The organism is Methanosarcina sp. (assembly GCF_049706645.1).
Lineage (GTDB): Archaea > Halobacteriota > Methanosarcinia > Methanosarcinales > Methanosarcinaceae > Methanosarcina.
In genome coordinates this window covers 1-19085 of sequence record NZ_JBNAKP010000047.1, presented here as the reverse complement: position 1 = coordinate 19085, position 19085 = coordinate 1, and the positions used below count along the sequence as shown (strand labels likewise).

Sequence of the window (19085 nt, the reverse complement as noted above, 5' to 3'; positions counted from 1 at the left end):
TCAGACTATGCCTTTATATTCCCAGGTTATATTCCCAGGTTATATTCTCACATCCTCAGATACGTCTTATGCGATGCGTGCGATTTCCTCAATGGTTTCAATAAGCAGGTCAACCTCTTCCAGAGTATTATACAGGTAAAGGCTTACTCTCAAAGTACCGTTTTCAAGCCCAAGATGCCTCATTAGCGGAATACAGCAGTGATCTCCCGAACGGACAAGAATTGCGGCTCTTTCATCAAGCAGATAAGCGATTTCATGGGGATGAATTTTATCTATAGTAAAAGAGACAACTCCTATCCTGTTTTTCACATTCTCCGGCCCGTGGACTGTGACATTCTCGATCCCTGCAAGCCCTGCAAGGAGATGGTCAGTAAGCTTCTGTTCATGCCGGAATACGGCATCCATCCCCAGGTTTTCGAGATATTTCACAGCCTGCGCAAGCCCGATTGCGCCTGAGATATTCGGGGTGCCCCCTTCAAACCGCTTGTAGCCCCCGGTTAAGGTATATCCTTCGGTTGTGACATCCTCTACTGTGCCTCCGCCCAGTATGAGGGGAGAGATAACCGCATCACGCATCCACAGAATGCCTGTGCCGGTCGGCCCGAGCATCTTGTGGCCTGAAAAGCATAAGAAATCGCATCCCATGCGCCTGGCATCCACAGGAAAATGAGGTATGGACTGTGCCCCGTCAACCAGAAAATAGGCTCCCCTCGCTTTGCAGATGTCAGCAATCTCCCGGACAGACTGCACGGTGCCAAGTACGTTTGAGGCATGGCTGACCGCAACCAGTTTTGTATTAGCGGTAATTGCTTCTTCAAATGCCTCGATATCAAAAATCCCGGCTTCGCCAGGCTGGATAATTCCTACCTCAATGCCTTCCTGGCGTAGACGAAGCCAGGGAAGCAGGTTGGAGTGGTGCTCTGCTCCAGTTGTGACTATTCGGTCTCCGGAATGCCAGTCAAGGCCGGCCGCAACCATATTGATAGCTTCGGTGGTATTCCTGGTAAAGACTGTCGTGCCTTCGTTCCCCCCAATGAAGCTGCTGACCCTATCATGTGCGTCCTGATATTTCTGGGTTGCAACCCTTGTAAGCCTGTGCATTCCCCGCCCAACATTGGCCCGGTACTGCCGGTCATATTCGTTCATTGCAGCTATTACAGGTTCAGGAATAAGGCTGGTTGCCGCACTGTCCATATAATGGAGGTATCGGGGTATCTGAAAATCAGCTATGCAGTCTTCAATCTTCATAAAACTTCATCTCTACTCCCACTTTCGTATTCCCTCAAAGAAAGGCATTATGCTGTAGCACAGAACGAATTTTTATATTTATTTTCCACTGCATAAATAATAGTTCTTCGCCGGATAGCAGGCGCATAAAGAGTACATATTTGGCTCTGTTGCAGAGTGCTTTTTGCGCTAAGTATTTTTTAATTGACTCAAAGTGGCTAATCTATTGGCAAAGAATATTATTTTTCTTCGTTGAGAGGGGGTAAAATTTCGACTTTATTAGAATTTAAATGAGCTTGTGTAATGCGCTGGAAGAACGGATGTGCTGATTCTCCGCACTAACCAAAAAGAATAAGACAGTTGAATGACTTAGAGTTATTGGAAATTTCGAATCTACCGGCAGGCTGAGGAGTATTCAACAAAAAGGAGTATACGTGGAAATCGCAGAATAATATAGTTATCTTAATAAAAATAAAAAAGAAGGAAGCTAAATGTCAAGGGTTATGATCGTAGAAGATGCCGAATTTATGCGGATGGCAATCCGGGATACTCTCTTTAAGCACGGGCATGAAGTGGTTGCTGAGGTGGCTGATGAGGAGGAAGCCGTTCAAAGGTATCTGGAAGTAAAGCCAGACCTCGTGTTAATGGATATAATGGTGCCGGATAATGTGCCGGACAATATGAACTGGAAAAAGTTGCTGGATAAGTTCCTTGTTATAGACCAGGAAGCAAAAATGGCAATGTTTTCTTCCCTTGGCCAGCAGGTCCTGATAACGGAATCCATGATAATAGGCGCTATGGGTTTTGTAGTAAAACCTTTTAAACCTGATGGGATGCTGGACGTGCTCAGAAAAATTGCCGAGCCTAACTAGCTTTTTGAGTGATAATAATACTTATTGATTAAATTAACAAAAAGCTGCTGAAAATCTGCAAAAGGATTTCTGTATGTGAGCCGCGCCTGTATATTGAACAGAGTATTGAACAGAGCAGGCTTTTGCATAAAAATTTATTTCTTTCAACCTTACGAGCTTTATTTATAATCAAGGATTAAAATTTCTTCACCAATCTCAAGCGAAGGGTTAACAACGGAAAGCACGGAAAACACAGAATATAGGAAATCGGGGCACAGCTCTTCCGTACTTTCCGTGCCTTCCGTGGTTATAAAGTAAGTGCAAATATTTACGTTCGGGACTACAATTAACCGTTTAATAGTTTTTACTTTCCGATCCCTCACCAGGTTATAGTTCTCAGTTTTTAATGAGTAAAAATTAAGAACGAGGTTCATAATGAATATTAACCTGAAAGAAGAAAGGCTAATTTTAGCGTTAATGACCCTTGTGATAATCTACCTTTTATTCTTCAGTTCGGTAGCATTCGGGCAAGTAAAACTTTCTCGACAAAAACATAATGTCTCGGGTACAGTTTTTTATAGCGATGGAAAAACACCATTAATTGATAATTCGTCAACTCATATTGACTTATTTAATGCCGACGTTGGCGATTATTTTGATTGGGATGGCACTGACACTGATAGCAATGGATATTATTCGTTTACTAATGTCCCTCCAGGTACATTTGCATTCATACACACTCGTTATCCGAATTTTTGCGGCAAAAACCAATAAAGGAAGAAATCAAGAAATTAACTATAATTTACTGGCTCTACAGGAAAGAAGTTGGCAAGGAAATATAGCGGGGAAATGAAATGGTTAAGATAACAGACGAATTAGTGATTCGTGGAAACCACATTAAAAACCGAATTGTAATGCCTCCTATGGTTACTTTTTCCTTTCATGGGGATAACGGATCTTATTATGGCAAGCAGCACATTGACCATTATACAAAGCGTGCAAAAGGCGGTGCCGGTCTTATTATTGTGCAGGCCACCAGCGTATTTGGGGCTGTAGATTCAACCGGGATGTGGTCAACAGGTGATATTGCAGCTTTAAAGCAAATTGCAAGCAATTGCCATGAACATGGTGCGGCGATAATGATGCAGCTTCATTGCGGCAATATGGACATTAATGAGTTGTCAGTTGCAGAAATTCATTCGATGCAGAAGAACATGAAGCAGGCAGCCCTTCGCGCCTGTGAAATCGGTTTTGAAGGCGTTGAATATCACTTCGCCCACGGATTTACCTTATGCAAGTTTCTCGATGCTTCTTACAACCGCCGAACCGACCAGTACGGCGGCGACGTTCTAAACAGAGCAAGAATTTTAACACAAGTTATACCGGAGATTCGGAACCATACTCACAAAAATTTTATTGTCAGCGTGCGCATGGGTGAATATTTACCGGAAAGCCAGGATGGCATTGAAGCAGCTAGAGCTTTTGAAAAAGCAGGTATTGATTTACTGCACATTTCATTTGGCATGCAGCCTCCGGCAAACCCGGTTCCGGAAGGTTTCATATGCAGTCCTATAGCCTATAGTGGTTATAAGATCAAAAAAGAAGCAGGTATTCCCGTTATTGCAGTCAATGAAATCCGCACGGAAGAACAGGTACGGTTCTTGATTGAAAATGACTACGTGGATTTTGCTGCTGTTGGCAGGGGCATGTTAGCTGACCCTGAGTTTGCCAATCATGTGATAAATAGCGAGCCTGTAAAAACATGCTCTGGATGTAAGAGGTGTTTCTGGTTCACTGACCATACTCTATGTCCGGCAAGAACTGAAAATAATAATCCTCAATGAATATATTATATAATATTTTTCAAATAAGTTTTGAAATCCGTAGAAAAACAAATAGGATTAGTCGTATCATTTTTACTTTTTCCATCAATAACTGCTTTTGTCATAAGTATAAGATTATTTACTGCATCTTTTGAGAACCCTGGCTTGTATCATATGTGTCCTTATGCACACTATGTGCACATACCACACATAAAAATATCAGATTAATAAGATTATGTTAGCTTTAGTGTATTCGATGAGTAAATCATTTTGTTATATCCGTTAGTTCATCGTCATTAAAAAAATTCGGATATATCTCATGCTAACCAGAGAATCGTGATCCTGCCATTTTTGCAATCTACCGAAAACTCCGCAAAGTATTGAAGAATGAGAGCCATTCTACTCAAGATTTGCCAGGGCTTGTGATGCCAACCGGACGAATGCTTTTGTCTTAGATCCCGATGGGGTTATATACAAGTGCTGGACCGAAATAGGTTACAAGACCTCAAGCATCGGAAAAATTGGCGATCTGATACAACAAAACAATAATAAGGGAAGCCACGAGATCCAGTGGCTGACCTGGGAACCTTTCGAATATTCGGGCTGCGTGAATTCGGGCTGTGTGAAGTGCAAAATGCTGCCAATCTGCATGGGAGGCTGCGCCCACCAGGCCATGTTCATTAACAGAGGCCGACCCGGATGCAAGGAATGAAAATACGGTCTGAAAATTACGTTCGAGCCAGGTTTTCCTGTTTGAAGCTCTTAGAGCAGCCATCAATAAGTCCTGTTAATGCTGCCGAAAGACGGTTATAGTCAAGAAGCTTGTTTTTGATACAACAGTATAGTTTATCTGATTTATTGTGCGATTTTTTAGATTCGTCTTTTTTACAGATCCCTTCAGTCTGTTCCAGTGAATATTTTGAGCTGGCAATTAATAAGTCCCAGGCAGTTCTTGACTATTTTAGATTAAGGTATCTGAAGTGTTAGAAGGGGTCAAAGCCGTTAAAGAAAATTCGGTTATTTCTTCTATAAACCAATCTAAGACTATCTCTCCCTGATTTATCACCTTTTTTAAGACTCTATTTGAGCGTATTGGAAGACATATGCATATGGAGTAGGTTAAGAGGATTAATGAGAAGGTCAGGAGGTATGTTGAATAGTGTGGCTGTAGGTACTATGTAATGGGTCATACTTACGTGCCTCAAATTGATGGAGTTCTGGTAAATTGTGGAGATTTCATTGATTCTTGCTGGAAATAAAAAACTGTCTTAAGATCTAGTATATATAAGCATCTAATAATTCATATTTTTTAGCTTGTAACAATTGAGAATAGGATTGAATGAATTTATAATGTTATAATCTTTTAGATAAAAAAATAAAGCATTATAAAGCTTTAAATTCGAATTGCGTTTTTTATTTAATCTCCTGAAAATAAGTATGTTTATATGTTAATTTTTCCTGTAGTTTTTGATTACGGGCGTTCCCGGATCAAACAAAGGAAAAAAACAGGAGGTAATAAATGAAAAATAATACAAAGTCTGTATGGAAAATAATAGTATCTGTTTTCACAATATTACTAATGCTGACCTTATTGTCTGCAGAAGCCTATGCAACGTGTTATGTATCCCCCACTCCTCTTGGTGCAGGAACTCCTCCAGCGACAGCCCGTCTATCCAGCGGGAGTAATCGTATTGATTATACGGCGGTAGCCGCTTCAACCAGTGATCCGCGAATAGTGCAATTTAAGGATCTATCAAAAGGTAAAGAGACATATATCAGATGGGACTTTGGAGATGGAACCCATCTCGAAGGAACAAAAATTACTCCATCACTGAAAAATCCGGTACACAAGTTTCCAAAGACTGGTTACTATATTAGCTGTATGACTATCAAATGTGATGGTTGTGTTGGAAAGTTGTGGGTTCATAAGAATATTGTTATTAAATAAATTTGAAAAGGTTAAAAGTTTACTTACCATTTCCAGTTTGTATAAATCATGTTTTTATATTGAGCTCGTCCCAAAACCAGGTTTTTCCTAAATTAATGAAAGTTTCAGAATTATTTTCCATGAGGAAACCCTATTGATAGTTCAAAATTCGAGATTTGGAGATCCAATTTTGAGTTTTGGGATGAGCTCGTAAAAACTCTGATTTGAATTCAAGATCGAGCCAGATGTTAAGTTTGTGAAATATGAAAAAATATGGTTTTGAGAGAGCTATCCCAAACTCAAAAGTACATATCTGAGCCTAAAATTTGAAATAGTCAATCGAGCTTTTGATCCTGAAAAATGATCCTGAAAACATACTGAATTAGACCAAAATTGGTTTTGGGACGAGCTCATTAATTGAAAATACTATTTCTGGAAAATATTTTAATCGCCAAATTTAATGAACTTTTTAGGTTCCAAGTTAGTTGCCATTGTCCAAAAATATGCTTCACCTTTAGCAATGCGGAAAATTATAAGCCCTGGATGATCAAATGTCAGACCAAACTCTTTAAGAAATGGCCTATCTTCCAGGACCTTCTTCTTAAGTTCCGGATCATCTACAAATTCTATATTACCTGCAACTCTCATCATTTTTCCTGCTGTTTCATCGGGTTGCCAGAAGCATGCCTCTACTTTTGGGTTTGCCTGAAGTTGCCTGTACATATCCTTCATAGCTCCAATTTGAAAGTAAAATCCGCTTTCATCGGCGAACCAGAACCCCAGTGCCCGAACTCTAGGTTGATCTCCCTCTACTGTTGCTAGATAGCAAACAGGTGTTTCATTTGCAAACTTAATGCAGTCTTTAAAATCCATATTTAACTTCCTCCAAAGTACCGTTAATTTTTAACTTGATAATATTTCAAGATAATCGTTTCAAAGTAATTGATGATCAGATCCCAAAAATGAATATTATGTTTCCAGATGTCCAGTTGGGAATAATAGTTGAGTTTCTAAAGTACAGAATTTTTGTTGATTTACCTAAAAAAGTATCATAAAAATTAAAGGGATGGCATGCCTGGAGGCTACGATTTTCGTTTTAAAACAGGAAGTAATACTCATTTCTCTTCCTTTTCCCCCATATTGCTAATGAGCAGCAACGTTAATGTAATTTCCAGTATTGCATCCTTATCGGGGATTAATGTGGGGAACAAAATAATATATCTGAAACTTGCCTTGATCTTTTTCATAAGCTCACCAAAACATGCTGGGAAATAGTGAGAGCATGAAATAGTGAGAGCATATTAGTGCGCTTCACAACAACGAAGAACAGAAACAAAAACCGAAAAACAGTCAGGTTAAGGGTTACAGAAGCCTGAACCTTTTTATTACCCCATCAAACGTGAACGGTACATAAATCTTTGACAATTTTCGTAGTCGCCTTTGCAGTACTTCAGTATCACTTCGGCAGGTAACTTACCCTTTTTTGGGGAAACATCGCATGTATAAAATTCATTATCGGAATTGGGGTTCACTGTTATAAGATAAGAACAACACATTCAAAACACCTCTAATATATTACTATCTGAATGATCTGCAAGTACATAAAACAATATCTCACTCGAACACAAAAATTAGTCTATTTTTAACGTCGATTGCAAAAATCCCGGGAATCGTGAAGGACCAGCCAGTTTATTTTTAAATGCCTTTTTTTGTAAAATTAAATACAGACAGATATTATTTTTGACAAACTATAACTGACGTTTAGATCTGTAGTTAAATGTTTATACTAATAGTCATTATTAATTAATGCTATAAGTTAGGATGTATACTCAGGTTTGAAAATAAAATCACTTACTAATAATTGATAGGGGGTAAAAGTAATGAGAAAAATTAAACAGGAAATCAAAATGGCAGACAAACTGTCCCGCGAGGAGTCCAAGCAAGAGGTCATCTCTAAAGCAGAAACGAATCAGGATGTGAAACTTAAAATCGTGGAGGAATCTGCTGATATTGTCCACCTGATATTACCCCAAAAACTAAATGCAGCCAATGGCGGGTGTATCGGATGCGACGGTGTAGGGGGTTGCGGATTCTGCGAGTGTAAAAGCAATATCGGTGATCAGGTACAAATTAGAGATCAAGTACAAATAAAGAACCAAGTACAAATTAAGAATCAAGTACAAATTAAGAATCAAGCACAAATTAAGAATAAAGAACGAATTAAAAATCAGTTACAGAAATGAAACCGTCAGTTTATAATTTTGTATGGTCAACCGATGACCCGGAAAAGGCAATAATTTTCAACAGCCTTACTACAGCACTGGCTGAGGTGAAAACGAGCCGTATAGACTTATTGAACATTCCTCAGTTTGATTACGCTTTCCTGCCAGAAAACGAAAGGCGGTTCGTTGACGAGTTACAAAGGGGAGGATTTGTCGTTGACGATACTGCCGATGAGCTGAGAATGGTCAAATTTGCCTATAACAGTGATAAATATGACAGCTCTCTGGCCAGACTGGTTATAGCTCCCACTTTAGCCTGCAATTTTGCCTGCTCCTACTGCTTTGAGCGACCGGATCAATCGGATAAAGGCCAGATCGGGCAGGGTAAGCAAAACGTTTTCATGACAGACGACATAAAACAGGATTTACTCAACTATATTGAAAAGATAGTAAAGACAGGAAAAGATATATTCGTAACCTGGTATGGCGGAGAGCCACTCCTGGCAAAGGAAATTATTTTTGATCTGTCACAGAGCATAATTGCCATTACGGAAAAGAATAAAGTTGAATATTCGGCCGGCATGGTTACTAACGGTTACCTGCTTTCGGAAGACCCTCATACCGTGCAGAACCTTAAGAAAAACAATATTAAGTTTATCCACGTTACCCTGGACGGACCCCGCGAAGTGCATGACAGCCGCCGAATGCTCAAAGGGAGCAAGGGCCCGACCTTCGACCGGATTCTTGAAGGGATCAGGCTTCTGAAGGCAAACGGTATTGAGACATATATCCGCGTAAATATTGACCGCTCCAATATTGATAATGTTAGCAGGCTCCTAGACGTGTTAAAGGAGAACGACCTGAGTGACGTATTCATTTACCTGGGCCAGGTTATACCCTACACGGCGGGATGCAAGTCGTATGAGAGTTCCTGTATACTGACCGAAGAATTCTCGCGAACAAACCAGGCTTTTTATAAAAACCTGAACCTTATGGGATTCGAGGCAGGCAGAGAGTCCTTTTATCCAAGATTTGCCCGCGCCTGCGACGCCAACCGGACGAATGCTTTTGTCCTGGATCCAGACGGGGATATGTACAAGTGCTGGACCGAAATAGGCAACAAGACCGCAAGCATCGGAAAAATCGGCGACCTGACACGACAAAACGAGGAGAAAGGAAACCGCGAGATCCAGTGGCTTTCCTGGGAACCTTTCGAGTACCCTGACTGCGTGAAGTGCAAAATGCTGCCAATCTGTATGGGAGGCTGCACCCATCAGGCAATGTTCATTAACAGGGGCAGACCTGAGTGTAAGGAATGGAAATACGGTCTGGAAAATTACGTCCGATCGAAGTTTTCAAGTTTGAAGGATCTGAGAGCAGCCAGCAGTAAGTCTTGTTGATATGATTGAATTCAGCTATACGAATCTCTAAGAATGAGATCCTCACGGAAGAACAGGTGCAGTTCTTGATTGAAAAAGGTTATACAAAATTTTTCAAATAAGTTTTGAAATCCGTAGAAAAACGAATCGGATTAAGTGCATCATTTTTAGTTTTTCCTTCAATAACTGCTTTTGTCATAAGAATAAGATTATCCGCTGCATCTTTTGAAAACCCGGCCTGTAGTAACGTACTCTCCCATTCTTCAGGTAGTATTTGCTGCAAAGTTACATTTCTGTTCAATACTTCTCTAAATATGTTTGCAATATCTAGAGAACTGTAAGCACGGGGGCCCATTATTTCATAGATTCTTTCCTGTGGATTTTTACAGATCATTACATCAGCTAAGAATTTTGCAACATCGGGTGGAGCTATCATTGGCAACTCCATTTCAGGTGGAAAAAAAGTTGGCAGTATGCCATGTTCCTTAACCAATTCCAAATATCCAAGCCAGTTACTGAAATAATAAGCAGGCCGAACAAAAGTTTGTTCAATTTCAAGATCGAAAAAAGCGTGTTCCAGTATATAAGACGCCATCAGATTCCCGGTTCCTGCTTCGTGCTGTGCCCCCATAGAAGATAAACCAACGATTTTAGTAACGCCGGATGATAAAACAGCTTCTCTATAATTGTTTATAATCATCCGGACTTCTTTTAAGCAGTTTTTACATTCCGGATTTTCAGGAGTTAGCAGGAAAACCGAACTTCCTCCCTGAAAGGCTCTTTTTAAGGCTTCTGCATCAAAATAGTCTGCAATAACAACCTCAGCACCCTTATTTTTTAATTCCTGTACTTTAGAACTATTCCGAATAACGGCTCTTACCGGTTGATCTTTCTTCAAAAGATTGCTCACAAGCATTGAACCTATCTGGCCTGTTGCTCCTAATATTATATTCATCTTATACCAACTCAGTTCCAAATCTATTATTCTTTTAAACTCAATTCCAGACTTATTATTTTTTATTTTTACCGGAATTTAATTCTCAGAAGTAACCTGATTCTCAGAACTAACAAGTAAATTATGAGTAATGAACTCTATCAAAGAAAAATACAATTATAAGATCTGAACTGAGGTAGTACATACACTCCTACACTGACTTCCTCCGGATAATATCAGGTTTTGATAGCTGCTACTTATTTTTCTCATCCATTTTTTATACTTTTAAGTTTATTGTCCCTTGTATGCCTGCTTTAATTTCTCTATGCCAATTTACCCTTTTGAGGCATTGTGTTTATAACCCGTTACGAGTTCTCAGGATCAGGATCTTCTGGAATAACTTAAAAATTAAAGAACTGTTTGTGAAAAGATGCAGAATTTTAACCATATTTAGGGCAGATTTCCTTGAGGCCTGAAACTACATCAGCTAGAAGTTCAACAGGAATGCCCATAATCATTTCTTCATCTTCCATTTTAGAAAAAGTCCTGCTGCCGAGACAACCGAAACCAACCCCTATTTTGCCTTCTTTGTATGTCTGCACAATACCTTCAGCGCATAAGCTCTGCGTTCCTGTGAAACTTGCTTCAAGCCTTCCTCCGTTCCTGTACATATAAGACTGGATGAGTATCATGATTTGTTTTGGGTTACAGAGGAGTACTACAATGTCTGGCACAAATGTAGTTTTCTCAAGGGGAGAATACATAACAACCTCAGTAGAACTGGATGGAAGGACAGGCATCATTTCTGCGGTACGCCTTGCAGCTCCCTGGGTGCTAAATAGCCCAAATTCTTTGTAATACGATTCTCCACTGGGCACTTCTGCAGGTAATTCATTAAGGCCGAGTGTACCGGATCCAATTTTACACATGTGATCTTCACATGAGGTATAGAATTCTTCTCCTGTTCTCCTCACTCTGTCAATGAACTGGCAGTGAGTCATAACCTCGCCTACTTTTTTAATTCCGGCTGGAATTTCTCCTCCTTTCGGAACTAATTTTACTGCGACAGGAGAGGTTTTTAGTTTAAGACATTCAACCATTTCCTGTCCATAGCTGTTTATTTCTTTTACCTCCATATTCTTCACCCCGACTTTTAACCAGTTTCAAAAATTTACTAACACCTGAATAGGAAATATTCTCAATTTCTGTTTGAACACTATATTATTTCTTTTTAACATTATATTAGAATATTCTTTTCAATACAATGAAAGTATGTATGAAAATAGAAATTATATACAAGATAAAAGAGACATTGAAGATTTTTTTATGTTAATTTATCTCTTCATAGATCTGGTGTGTTTTGTTCGTTTTTAGCCTCTGGAAGCTGATTTAATTAGGTTTTCTACAAAACAGAAGATGATTCAGATAGATTTCCTATAAAGCCATTTTTTCGGAATCATCTTACCATTTTTCTTAGTTTGGCTTTTTATAGACTAACAGGAGTCTATTTTACGTTCAATCCTGGGGTCAGTCGGCGGTCTAATTACTTGCTTTCTCTATTTTGCTTTCTCTATTCGACCGATACCAGTAATTTAGAGCATCTCGATGAAGCCCAAGTGCTATTATGCTCATAACTACACTTACCACCAGCAAAAAGGGTGGGTCCAGGATGGCGCTTGAAACTAACCCAGCTATCAGGAAATAGGCATGAAACCCGAGAGACACAAGAAAGACAAATGCAGCCTGAGACCGGACCGAGACTTCCGGGCGTAGTGCCAGTATCAATAGCAGAGCACTCCCTAAAACTGCAATGATAGTAGCATAATGTATCAGGTCATTGGGAATGTTGGTAATGAGCTCGTTGGTAATAAGCACGCCTGTCGTGCCACAGATTATAGCTCCTGCAGGGGAGAACCAGCGCCCCCAGAAGCCAGGGAGCTTTGACAGCAACCGAAGGCTTGCCGAAAAAAAGAACACAACCCAGAACCATGCCCAGAAGTTGTTGTAAGGAACACCGAAGTACTGATAATCAAAACCTTTTCCCCAATCCCACATGCCCAGGCGGATGGCTATTGCATCTATGGAAAGGTCGATATTCAAAGCCATCAGCCCGTCGAGCACAGGCCGTGCCCATTCCGGAAGGCTGGTTTTATCGGAAAAGGCGCAAACGCTATAGATAATAGTCCCCCAGGCCACCCCAACGACCACAGGGACAGGCCCAAGCATTACCAGAAAACTTCCGTACTCGTAAGCGTCGAGCTGCTGGATTGTAGCCCATTCCAGCAGCAAGCCGAAGAGCACCCCCGCAAGAAGTTGCCAGGCTACCCAGGAGCCTCGTTGCCATGCATTTTGCAGACAGGCCAGAAAGAGCACTAAAACCAGAATCTCAAAGGCGAGAAAGTATAGATTTAGCAAGGGCATGCGCATTAAATAATAAATGACGGTTTAAAAAACTTGCGAGAATGTTTGATAACATAATTTCTAGTATATGGATAATTTCTCAAGAAATTAGGCAAAGAATCATGAATATCTCTTATGTTGATTGAAAAGACTAGGGTTTCCGAAGGGAACTTTACATTAAATGAAACAAAATACCGGTGATAAGCCTTTTACTCTTAACAACCATATTTTGGAAAGAGTTAAAGCCTGGGAAAACTTGGTTTCTAAGGCGCTAGGTTAACCCCTAAAGAAGTTTTATTTTCAGGCATTCTTGAACAGATGACTATAAAGGATAACCAGAACGAGAACGAACAAGAAAATGTATAGAAAGGTGGCACATATTCAGAGCTTAATACAGGAAAACAGTAAGCTAAATACTAAGCTATTACCCGAAGTCAATGATAATAAGCCTTGGTGGAAGTTTTGATAATATCGGATATTTAGAGTAGTAGCATTTCATTTAGGTGATTTAAATGGATGCAGAAAATTCAGAAGATTTCGAGATCAAGTTTCAAGCGGAAGGAGAAGAGAGAGATCTCACCAAAAAAGAATCGATAGATCTCTTAAAAAGTAAAGGCATTATCCATATATCAACTAAAAAACAAGAAATAAACATTGAAAAGACCGATGACGGTAAAATCATACATTCAGGAGAAGACGCGAAAATATTTGCAGATGCCTTAAAAAGGATTGGAAATATAAAAGATGATGATATTCTCAGTTCGACGTGGACATTAAAAAATACTTGCTTTAAGCTTTCACCAAGAGTAAAAATATTTGATTTAAATAATCAACAAGTGGGTTTTAATGCTACAATATTAGATAACGAGATTAATTTTAATGATGGGTTTATTGAACTTTGCCAATCCGATGATAAACAGACCCAAGACAGTATTTTAGAATTTTTTAACAAACTAATATCAATTTTTAATATTCTTAATATTCCTTTTGACTTTGTCCACGATTATGAACTTATACGTCTTGCAGATATAAACTTTGAAAACGGAACACATAAAGAAGATGTTTATGTGGTATGCTCACAAAAAGCACGTTCAAGAGGTAAGGGATATAAAGCTATAAAATTGAACACAAATGATCTTTTTGATTTAATCATGGCCGTAAACTTAGTTTGGTCATCTATAAAAAATAATGATATTTTAAAGACTGGGGACGTGTTTATTTTTTTAGGATATGGAAAATACTATCATTTCCACGGTGATTACCTGTTATCTTTTGCTAACACGTGGATGTTTGTTGAAGCAGTTCTCAACCTGACATGGGAAAAAATGATGAGAAATAACGGTTTTAGTAATAAGTATTTAAAAACAATTTCAAGAAACTGGACATCACAAATAAAAATTGACGCACTACAATTACAGGGGATCATAGATAAAGAAACCTGTATAAAAGCTCAAGATATGAGAAATAGAAGGAACAGCCTGTTTCATGTTTCAAAAGAAGAAAACAAAAGAAAAATTGATAAAAAAATATCCGAAGACTGTATTGATTTAGGACTAAGTCTTTTCTATCAAAATTTAGATTTAATTGATTTAGGTTATGTAGTGAGTTTTGATGATATCGCATCATATGTAAATAATAGTATTCATGAACCTCAAAAAATCTAAAACGTATTAACAAAAATGTGCATACTCTTCTATTTTCTGAATTTTTATAATGCTGAGGATTGATACAAATTCATCAGCTTTCTTGAAGATGACTCGAATAGTACACGATTTTTCTTGTTTAATTTTTTCAAGTATTTCGAAAGCTTTCCTGTGACCAGTAATTTGTACAAGCTTACTCATCCCCATCAGGCAAGCTCTTGATGTATGCTTTTAATTCATCGGCGTTTTCGAATGGGCCAATTAATTCATCATTCTCCGAATCCAGCATTTCCTTTATGAACTCAGGGCTGTATTGAGGCTCAAGTATTTTCTCTTCATATTGAGCTATAACTAAGTCGATAGCGGCACTCTTATCCTTCAGGTTATATTTGGCTTTAACAATGTTCAGAACATGATTTGTTCTGTCTGACAGTTTAATCCTGGCCTGTATCATGTGCATCCCTTATGCACACTATATGCACATTCATATATAAAGATATCATGTTTATAAGATAATGTAAACTTGCCAACCTGTCAACTTTAGCTGTTCTCTTTTTTAAAAGCCTTACGTGAAATATTCAATCCTGGCATCTGGAAACCTCTCCCCAATCAGCGAAGTAAGATATTCCCTGATTTCTACCGCGTCCTTCCTTTGATAGATATATTTGTACCTGCCGAACTTTCCCCATTTCAGGGTGCGTTTGCTCTCGTCCATGTCCAGGCGGGTGTCAGGGAAACGCTCCAGTATGACCTTCTTTGCGGCTGGGGTGAACCTGTGCTGGATGAGTTCGAAGGTGACGGGTTCGGTTGATTTGACCGCATCAAGCCGGGTGCGGAGCTTTTCAAAGAGTTCAAGGTAATCCTCTTTCCAGCGGTCGTAGAGCATAATGGGAGCAACTATAAACCCGATCGGGTAGCCGGCTGAAGCGAGCTTTGAAGCGGCTTCAATCCTTTCTTCGAGGCTGGCTGTGTTGTGTTCGAAATTCTCTATGACGTAGCTGGAGTTGATGCTCACGCGGAAGCGGGTGTGACCGTTGTGCTTCAGGCCGAGCAGGGGGTCGACGTTGTTGAATTTTGTTACGACCCGCAGCCTGGCGTTGTCCAGGGTTCCGAAAAACTCGATTGTCCGTGCAAGGCTGCCTGTGATGTGTTCGATGGCGAGGGGGTCGCCTGCGCTTGCCACCTCAAAGGTGGTGAGCCGGTCGCCGCTGCGGGAGATATGGTTTTTGATGGAATCGAAGATCTCATCCAGATTTACATAGGTCCTGAGATAGGGCTTGCTGCTCTGCGTGGTATAGAGGTAGCAGTATTCGCAGCTTGCCGGGCAGCCGGTCACCAGCGAAAATTCAAAATCGGCAGACGGTTTGCATACGTCGAATTTCAGGCTTTTTTTAACTGTGACAACAAGAGTTTTCTTGCCGGCTGCGTATCTCTGTCCCCCGGTGGTTCCCGGAATAAAGGAGGATATCTTTTTAATGGGCGCCTTTATGATTTCAGTAGAGGTGCCCTCAAAATAGGCGTAGATCTTCTGCCCAAGAGGATAGTCCAGGGCCCTGGGCTCAAAGATCACCCTGTCGGGCGAAAACAGTTTCATCGCTAACACCTCCTGCGTATCGTAATCCTTTAAGCGTCTCTTCAGGCCCTGTCAGCATCTCTTCACGTCCTGAAACGTCTCTTCATATCCTGTAAGCGTCTCTTGAGAATCTGTCCTGTACTGCGTTCTTTTCACTGCGAATTTCATAGATGCAGCATGCCAGTGAAACTTTTCGATAGGCTTTTAATCGGTGCAGAATCTGCCTGCAGTTATATATATTATCTAAATTTATAATAATCACGGGGAAACTCAAATACACGTCCAGATAGGAGAAGGAAATGGAGGATGGAAATAAATGAGGAAAGATAGTTCACACTTAACATTCTTGACTTCAGCAGTCCTGGTTTGTTTTTTAATTCTTGGCTCATCGGCTGCACTGGCATCTAACGGACAGAGTGCATCGGATAACGACTCATCGAACAACAGTGAATTTCCGTATCCGCGTGGCACAGTTCCGGCATATGGGATGATGGGATGGGAGACCGGCACTCAGTTTTTAACGGATAATGCTACGCTTGTTCACCTTGGATGGAGCACTTCCATAACTCCACAACAGTTTGTTGATAACATTAACAGAGGCAAGCAGCTGGGAATTTCGAAATATTTAGTAGCCACTAGCGGCCCGCAAATGGAGTCCGAAAGCTTCTGGAAAGAAGTCAGGGATATAGGCGTTACCGATAATGATTTCTATGGGGTCTATCTCCCTGATGAGGAAGGAAGTCCTTCAACGCTTATCAGTATGTACACAGGTATGAAGGAATACTTCCCCAATGCTGTTGCTGGCGATTATTTAGGTGATATGCAGACCGGACGTGATGATGAAGAATTTATTCCGGGGCTGGATGTTTGTTATTTCACGACCTACACTAAATTTCATCCTGAACGCCCGCACGCCTGGGTATATGGTAACCTAATTGCCAATGCCCCTGACTGGAAAAACGCAGGAAAAACCGTATATGTAACAACAGAAGCCTTTGGTCAGGCTCTTGAAGTGAATGATTTAGATCCGGACCTGAATACTGAGCAAAAAGTGGCTGATCGTCACGAAAGTCAGATTGTTATGGGAATTTTAGGTGGAGCGCAGGGGGTTTTTTCATATGCCTATAAATACGCAGAAGATACTCCAAACTATGCCGGATGGGCCGATTTTAAGCCGAAATATGAAGAGGTCTGGCCCTGGATTATGGAAGGCAACCGGACACTTTTAACAACGGACGTAACCAGCGGCAGAACCAGTATAACTTCAGATCCGGGCGGCACAATCGATGCTGTTACAGCTTATATGTTTACTGATGCGGATGGTAGAAAATTAGTTGCGTCCTCAAGCATGCTTGATTTTACTGAAGCAAATGGCACGGCAAATAATGCAACAATTACCGGCGTGCCGGATGGAGCGTATGATGTCTTATGGGAGAACAGAACCGTGACTGTTACCGATGGAACCATCAAAGATACCTGGCAGCCATACGAGTACCATTTCTACCAGTTAAAGACGAATGATACCGGTACCGGATAAGCTCTTACTGTTACCGGCGGTTTCGGGTTATTTCCCAGGGATTAGCAGGTTATTATCCCTGCTAACTCTCCCATTACCGGTAAAGTCTTTGACATTCACAAGTGCTGTGACTTTAAATTTCATCTTTTTTCTGTTTCTATTTCTGTTTCTATTTCTGTTTCTGTTTCTATTTCTGTTTCTGTACATTTTTCTGTACATTTTTCTGTTTTTTTCTGCTCTTTTTAAAATTGTTAGTACTCTTTTCGATTAAGCATATGCCAGGTAAATATATATTAAATAAAAAATAAATTCACAATTACTAATATCCTGTAAATTGCTTTGTATTCTATTGTCCGACTGGTTGCAGTCCAAACTCGCAAAGGCGGGAGAGATATCATAAGATAAACTGGATGGGGAGCCGTGATATTATGGATCTCAAAGAAAAGATAGACATGATAGGGCGTTTATACCTTGGGCTTGAACAAATAGAAGAATGTGCGGAATTCTCGGTTTTGATTCCTGAAGTTCGAACTAATTTTGTTTATGCATCAAAAGAATCAACCACTCCTGAAGACGTTCTCGCAGTTGACGGGAGAATTTCCGTAGTTGATGGATTTCCGAAAGCTATCGGAAAAATAAAGTTCGGGGCTTCCGGCTATATGGCACACCTTCTGCTGGAAATCCGGAAAAAATACCCTGAAATAAGGTCTATTATAGATTTTGCAAATAATCCCGATATTGCCGACTTTCTAAAAACTTACTGCAAAGAGAAAGGATGGGATTTTTCAGTTGTGGACCGAAGCCGTGAGCCTGAGAATCTGAAGGATGCGGAAGGAGAAGCCATTTCCTGGATGGTCGAGGAAGCTATCCGGGCTGCAGGGGGAAAAATGCCCAGGGTCTTTTACGAAACAGGTGCGGTTGGAAAAGAGCCGGTGAGTATTCTTGTGGGGAAAGACCCAATCGAGGTTGCGAAACAGATGTGTGAGCTTGCCAGAAGTTACCACGAGCCAGGACAGAGAACAAGATGAAAACGAAAAAGCCGTAAGATAAGAAAAACGAAACTGGTAAAGAGGAGAAGAGGAACGGGGAAAGGATTGTAAAAACCCTCTCCTCCGGGAGTGAAGGAAGCCGAAGAACCGGCTTTTTATCATAACCGGCATCATTAGAAGTGGTAAATGCCGGTTTCGGTGTCCGTTTTGAAAGGTATGGTTTGTTCGCTTTTAGTGATACTAAATAGCACTTTTGTGTATTTAAATCTATGTGGTATGCTAGTAGAGTACATGCTAACACGAATTTCTTAACAGGATATCCTGAATACAAATTCTGGCTTTCAAAGTTCTGGCTTTCAATAGAGTATCTATTCGCCCAGTTTTAGGAGACTTTACGGGTAATGTCTAAAAGCAATTCTGGTGATTTTATTTCACTGTCTTCTGAAGAGATCGAGAATTAAAGAAAAAAATTAAAAAAATTAGTAACTATTCAGGTAGCCTTGTTAGGGCTCCACAATTTTTCCTCGTTCCGAGGAAAAATTGGATATAAAATGAATTATTTTTTTCTTTTATGAAACGTGAAGAGATTCTTGCTCTGTGT

17 protein-coding genes are annotated in these 19085 nt (G+C 40.1%); 10 read left to right on the top strand and 7 right to left on the bottom strand.

The features are described 5' to 3' along the window. Positions 1-66 precede the first annotated feature (66 nt). Positions 67-1248 (bottom strand): cysteine desulfurase, encoded by a 1182-nt coding sequence (locus ACPK8D_RS14805; protein ID WP_424718625.1) that lies wholly within the window; start codon positions 1246-1248, stop codon positions 67-69. A gap of 470 nt (positions 1249-1718) precedes the next feature. Here ACPK8D_RS14805 and ACPK8D_RS14800 point away from each other — a divergent pair, with 470 nt between their 5' ends. From ACPK8D_RS14800 to ACPK8D_RS14780, 5 genes are all read left to right on the top strand, one after another. Further along, complete coding sequence (locus ACPK8D_RS14800; RefSeq protein ID WP_424718624.1) at positions 1719-2099, top strand: response regulator; 381 nt, start codon at positions 1719-1721, stop codon at positions 2097-2099. A 414-nt stretch (positions 2100-2513) separates the two neighbouring features. Continuing rightward, on the top strand, positions 2514-2852 hold the full coding sequence (locus ACPK8D_RS14795) for a hypothetical protein (protein WP_424718623.1): 339 nt from the start codon (positions 2514-2516) through the stop codon (positions 2850-2852). Between the two features lie 80 nt (positions 2853-2932). Next, a complete protein-coding gene (locus tag ACPK8D_RS14790) occupies positions 2933-3922 on the top strand; it encodes an NADH:flavin oxidoreductase (RefSeq protein ID WP_424718622.1) in 990 nt (329 codons plus the stop codon). A gap of 448 nt (positions 3923-4370) precedes the next feature. After that, on the top strand, positions 4371-4613 hold the full coding sequence (locus ACPK8D_RS14785; RefSeq protein ID WP_424718642.1) for an SPASM domain-containing protein: 243 nt from the start codon (positions 4371-4373) through the stop codon (positions 4611-4613). A gap of 807 nt (positions 4614-5420) precedes the next feature. After that, positions 5421-5849 carry a PKD domain-containing protein gene (locus ACPK8D_RS14780; RefSeq protein WP_424718621.1) on the top strand — a complete coding sequence of 143 codons (429 nt, stop codon included), beginning with the start codon at positions 5421-5423 and terminating at the stop codon, positions 5847-5849. Between the two features lie 423 nt (positions 5850-6272). On the opposite strand, the gene ACPK8D_RS14775 is transcribed toward ACPK8D_RS14780, so the two are convergent. Then, positions 6273-6701, bottom strand: a complete 429-nt coding sequence (locus tag ACPK8D_RS14775) for a pyridoxamine 5'-phosphate oxidase family protein (protein WP_424718620.1) — start codon at positions 6699-6701, stop codon at positions 6273-6275. A gap of 1007 nt (positions 6702-7708) precedes the next feature. Between ACPK8D_RS14775 and ACPK8D_RS14770 the strand changes: the two genes are divergently transcribed. Beyond that, the gene (locus ACPK8D_RS14770) at positions 7709-8071 is read left to right on the top strand and encodes a hypothetical protein (protein WP_424718619.1); all 363 of its coding nucleotides are present in this window, start codon (positions 7709-7711) and stop codon (positions 8069-8071) included. Beyond that, on the top strand, positions 8068-9450 hold the full coding sequence (locus tag ACPK8D_RS14765) for a radical SAM protein (RefSeq protein ID WP_424718618.1): 1383 nt from the start codon (positions 8068-8070) through the stop codon (positions 9448-9450). Before ACPK8D_RS14770 ends, ACPK8D_RS14765 begins: the two co-directional genes overlap by 4 nt. A 79-nt stretch (positions 9451-9529) precedes the next feature. Here ACPK8D_RS14765 and ACPK8D_RS14760 read toward each other — a convergent pair whose 3' ends face one another. The 3 genes from ACPK8D_RS14760 to ACPK8D_RS14750 all read right to left on the bottom strand — a co-directional run bounded on the left by ACPK8D_RS14760 (position 9530) and on the right by ACPK8D_RS14750 (position 12784). After that, entirely contained in the window at positions 9530-10384 is an 855-nt protein-coding gene (locus ACPK8D_RS14760; RefSeq protein ID WP_424718617.1) for an NmrA family NAD(P)-binding protein, read from the bottom strand. 419 nt (positions 10385-10803) lie between these two features. Next, positions 10804-11499 carry a DUF169 domain-containing protein gene (locus ACPK8D_RS14755; protein WP_424718616.1) on the bottom strand — a complete coding sequence of 232 codons (696 nt, stop codon included), beginning with the start codon at positions 11497-11499 and terminating at the stop codon, positions 10804-10806. 403 nt (positions 11500-11902) lie between these two features. Then, positions 11903-12784, bottom strand: coding sequence for a carotenoid biosynthesis protein (locus tag ACPK8D_RS14750; protein ID WP_424718615.1), 882 nt, complete (start codon positions 12782-12784; stop codon positions 11903-11905). Positions 12785-13275: 491 nt separating this feature from the next. Between ACPK8D_RS14750 and ACPK8D_RS14745 the strand changes: the two genes are divergently transcribed. Further along, positions 13276-14427: a hypothetical protein gene (locus ACPK8D_RS14745; protein WP_424718614.1), complete on the top strand. Its 1152-nt coding sequence runs from the start codon at positions 13276-13278 to the stop codon at positions 14425-14427. 172 nt (positions 14428-14599) lie between these two features. Here ACPK8D_RS14745 and ACPK8D_RS14740 read toward each other — a convergent pair whose 3' ends face one another. Both ACPK8D_RS14740 and splB read right to left on the bottom strand, forming a co-directional pair. After that, complete coding sequence (locus tag ACPK8D_RS14740) at positions 14600-14860, bottom strand: DUF2683 family protein (RefSeq protein ID WP_424718613.1); 261 nt, start codon at positions 14858-14860, stop codon at positions 14600-14602. A 111-nt stretch (positions 14861-14971) separates the two neighbouring features. Then, entirely contained in the window at positions 14972-16000 is a 1029-nt protein-coding gene (splB, locus tag ACPK8D_RS14735; protein WP_424718612.1) for a spore photoproduct lyase, read from the bottom strand. Positions 16001-16295: 295 nt separating this feature from the next. Between splB and ACPK8D_RS14730 the strand changes: the two genes are divergently transcribed. Further along, positions 16296-17516, top strand: coding sequence for a hypothetical protein (locus tag ACPK8D_RS14730; protein ID WP_424718611.1), 1221 nt, complete (start codon positions 16296-16298; stop codon positions 17514-17516). Positions 17517-17923: 407 nt separating this feature from the next. Continuing rightward, the gene (locus tag ACPK8D_RS14725; protein WP_424718610.1) at positions 17924-18523 is read left to right on the top strand and encodes a thiamine-phosphate synthase family protein; all 600 of its coding nucleotides are present in this window, start codon (positions 17924-17926) and stop codon (positions 18521-18523) included. Positions 18524-19085 lie beyond the last annotated feature (562 nt).

Bases quoted from the DNA above. Each gene is read 5' to 3' on its own strand.
- ACPK8D_RS14805 (WP_424718625.1), bottom strand. From the start codon at position 1,248: ATGAAGATTGAAGACTGCATAGCTGATTTTCAGATACCCCGATACCTC.
- ACPK8D_RS14800 (WP_424718624.1), top strand. From the start codon at position 1,719: ATGTCAAGGGTTATGATCGTAGAAGATGCCGAATTTATGCGGATGGCA.
- ACPK8D_RS14795 (WP_424718623.1), top strand. From the start codon at position 2,514: ATGAATATTAACCTGAAAGAAGAAAGGCTAATTTTAGCGTTAATGACC.
- ACPK8D_RS14790 (WP_424718622.1), top strand. From the start codon at position 2,933: ATGGTTAAGATAACAGACGAATTAGTGATTCGTGGAAACCACATTAAA.
- ACPK8D_RS14780 (WP_424718621.1), top strand. From the start codon at position 5,421: ATGAAAAATAATACAAAGTCTGTATGGAAAATAATAGTATCTGTTTTC.
- ACPK8D_RS14775 (WP_424718620.1), bottom strand. From the start codon at position 6,701: ATGGATTTTAAAGACTGCATTAAGTTTGCAAATGAAACACCTGTTTGC.
- ACPK8D_RS14770 (WP_424718619.1), top strand. From the start codon at position 7,709: ATGAGAAAAATTAAACAGGAAATCAAAATGGCAGACAAACTGTCCCGC.
- ACPK8D_RS14765 (WP_424718618.1), top strand. From the start codon at position 8,068: ATGAAACCGTCAGTTTATAATTTTGTATGGTCAACCGATGACCCGGAA.
- ACPK8D_RS14760 (WP_424718617.1), bottom strand. From the start codon at position 10,384: ATGAATATAATATTAGGAGCAACAGGCCAGATAGGTTCAATGCTTGTG.
- ACPK8D_RS14755 (WP_424718616.1), bottom strand. From the start codon at position 11,499: ATGGAGGTAAAAGAAATAAACAGCTATGGACAGGAAATGGTTGAATGT.
- ACPK8D_RS14750 (WP_424718615.1), bottom strand. From the start codon at position 12,784: ATGCCCTTGCTAAATCTATACTTTCTCGCCTTTGAGATTCTGGTTTTA.
- ACPK8D_RS14745 (WP_424718614.1), top strand. From the start codon at position 13,276: ATGGATGCAGAAAATTCAGAAGATTTCGAGATCAAGTTTCAAGCGGAA.
- ACPK8D_RS14740 (WP_424718613.1), bottom strand. From the start codon at position 14,860: ATGATACAGGCCAGGATTAAACTGTCAGACAGAACAAATCATGTTCTG.
- splB (WP_424718612.1), bottom strand. From the start codon at position 16,000: ATGAAACTGTTTTCGCCCGACAGGGTGATCTTTGAGCCCAGGGCCCTG.
- ACPK8D_RS14730 (WP_424718611.1), top strand. From the start codon at position 16,296: ATGAGGAAAGATAGTTCACACTTAACATTCTTGACTTCAGCAGTCCTG.
- ACPK8D_RS14725 (WP_424718610.1), top strand. From the start codon at position 17,924: ATGGATCTCAAAGAAAAGATAGACATGATAGGGCGTTTATACCTTGGG.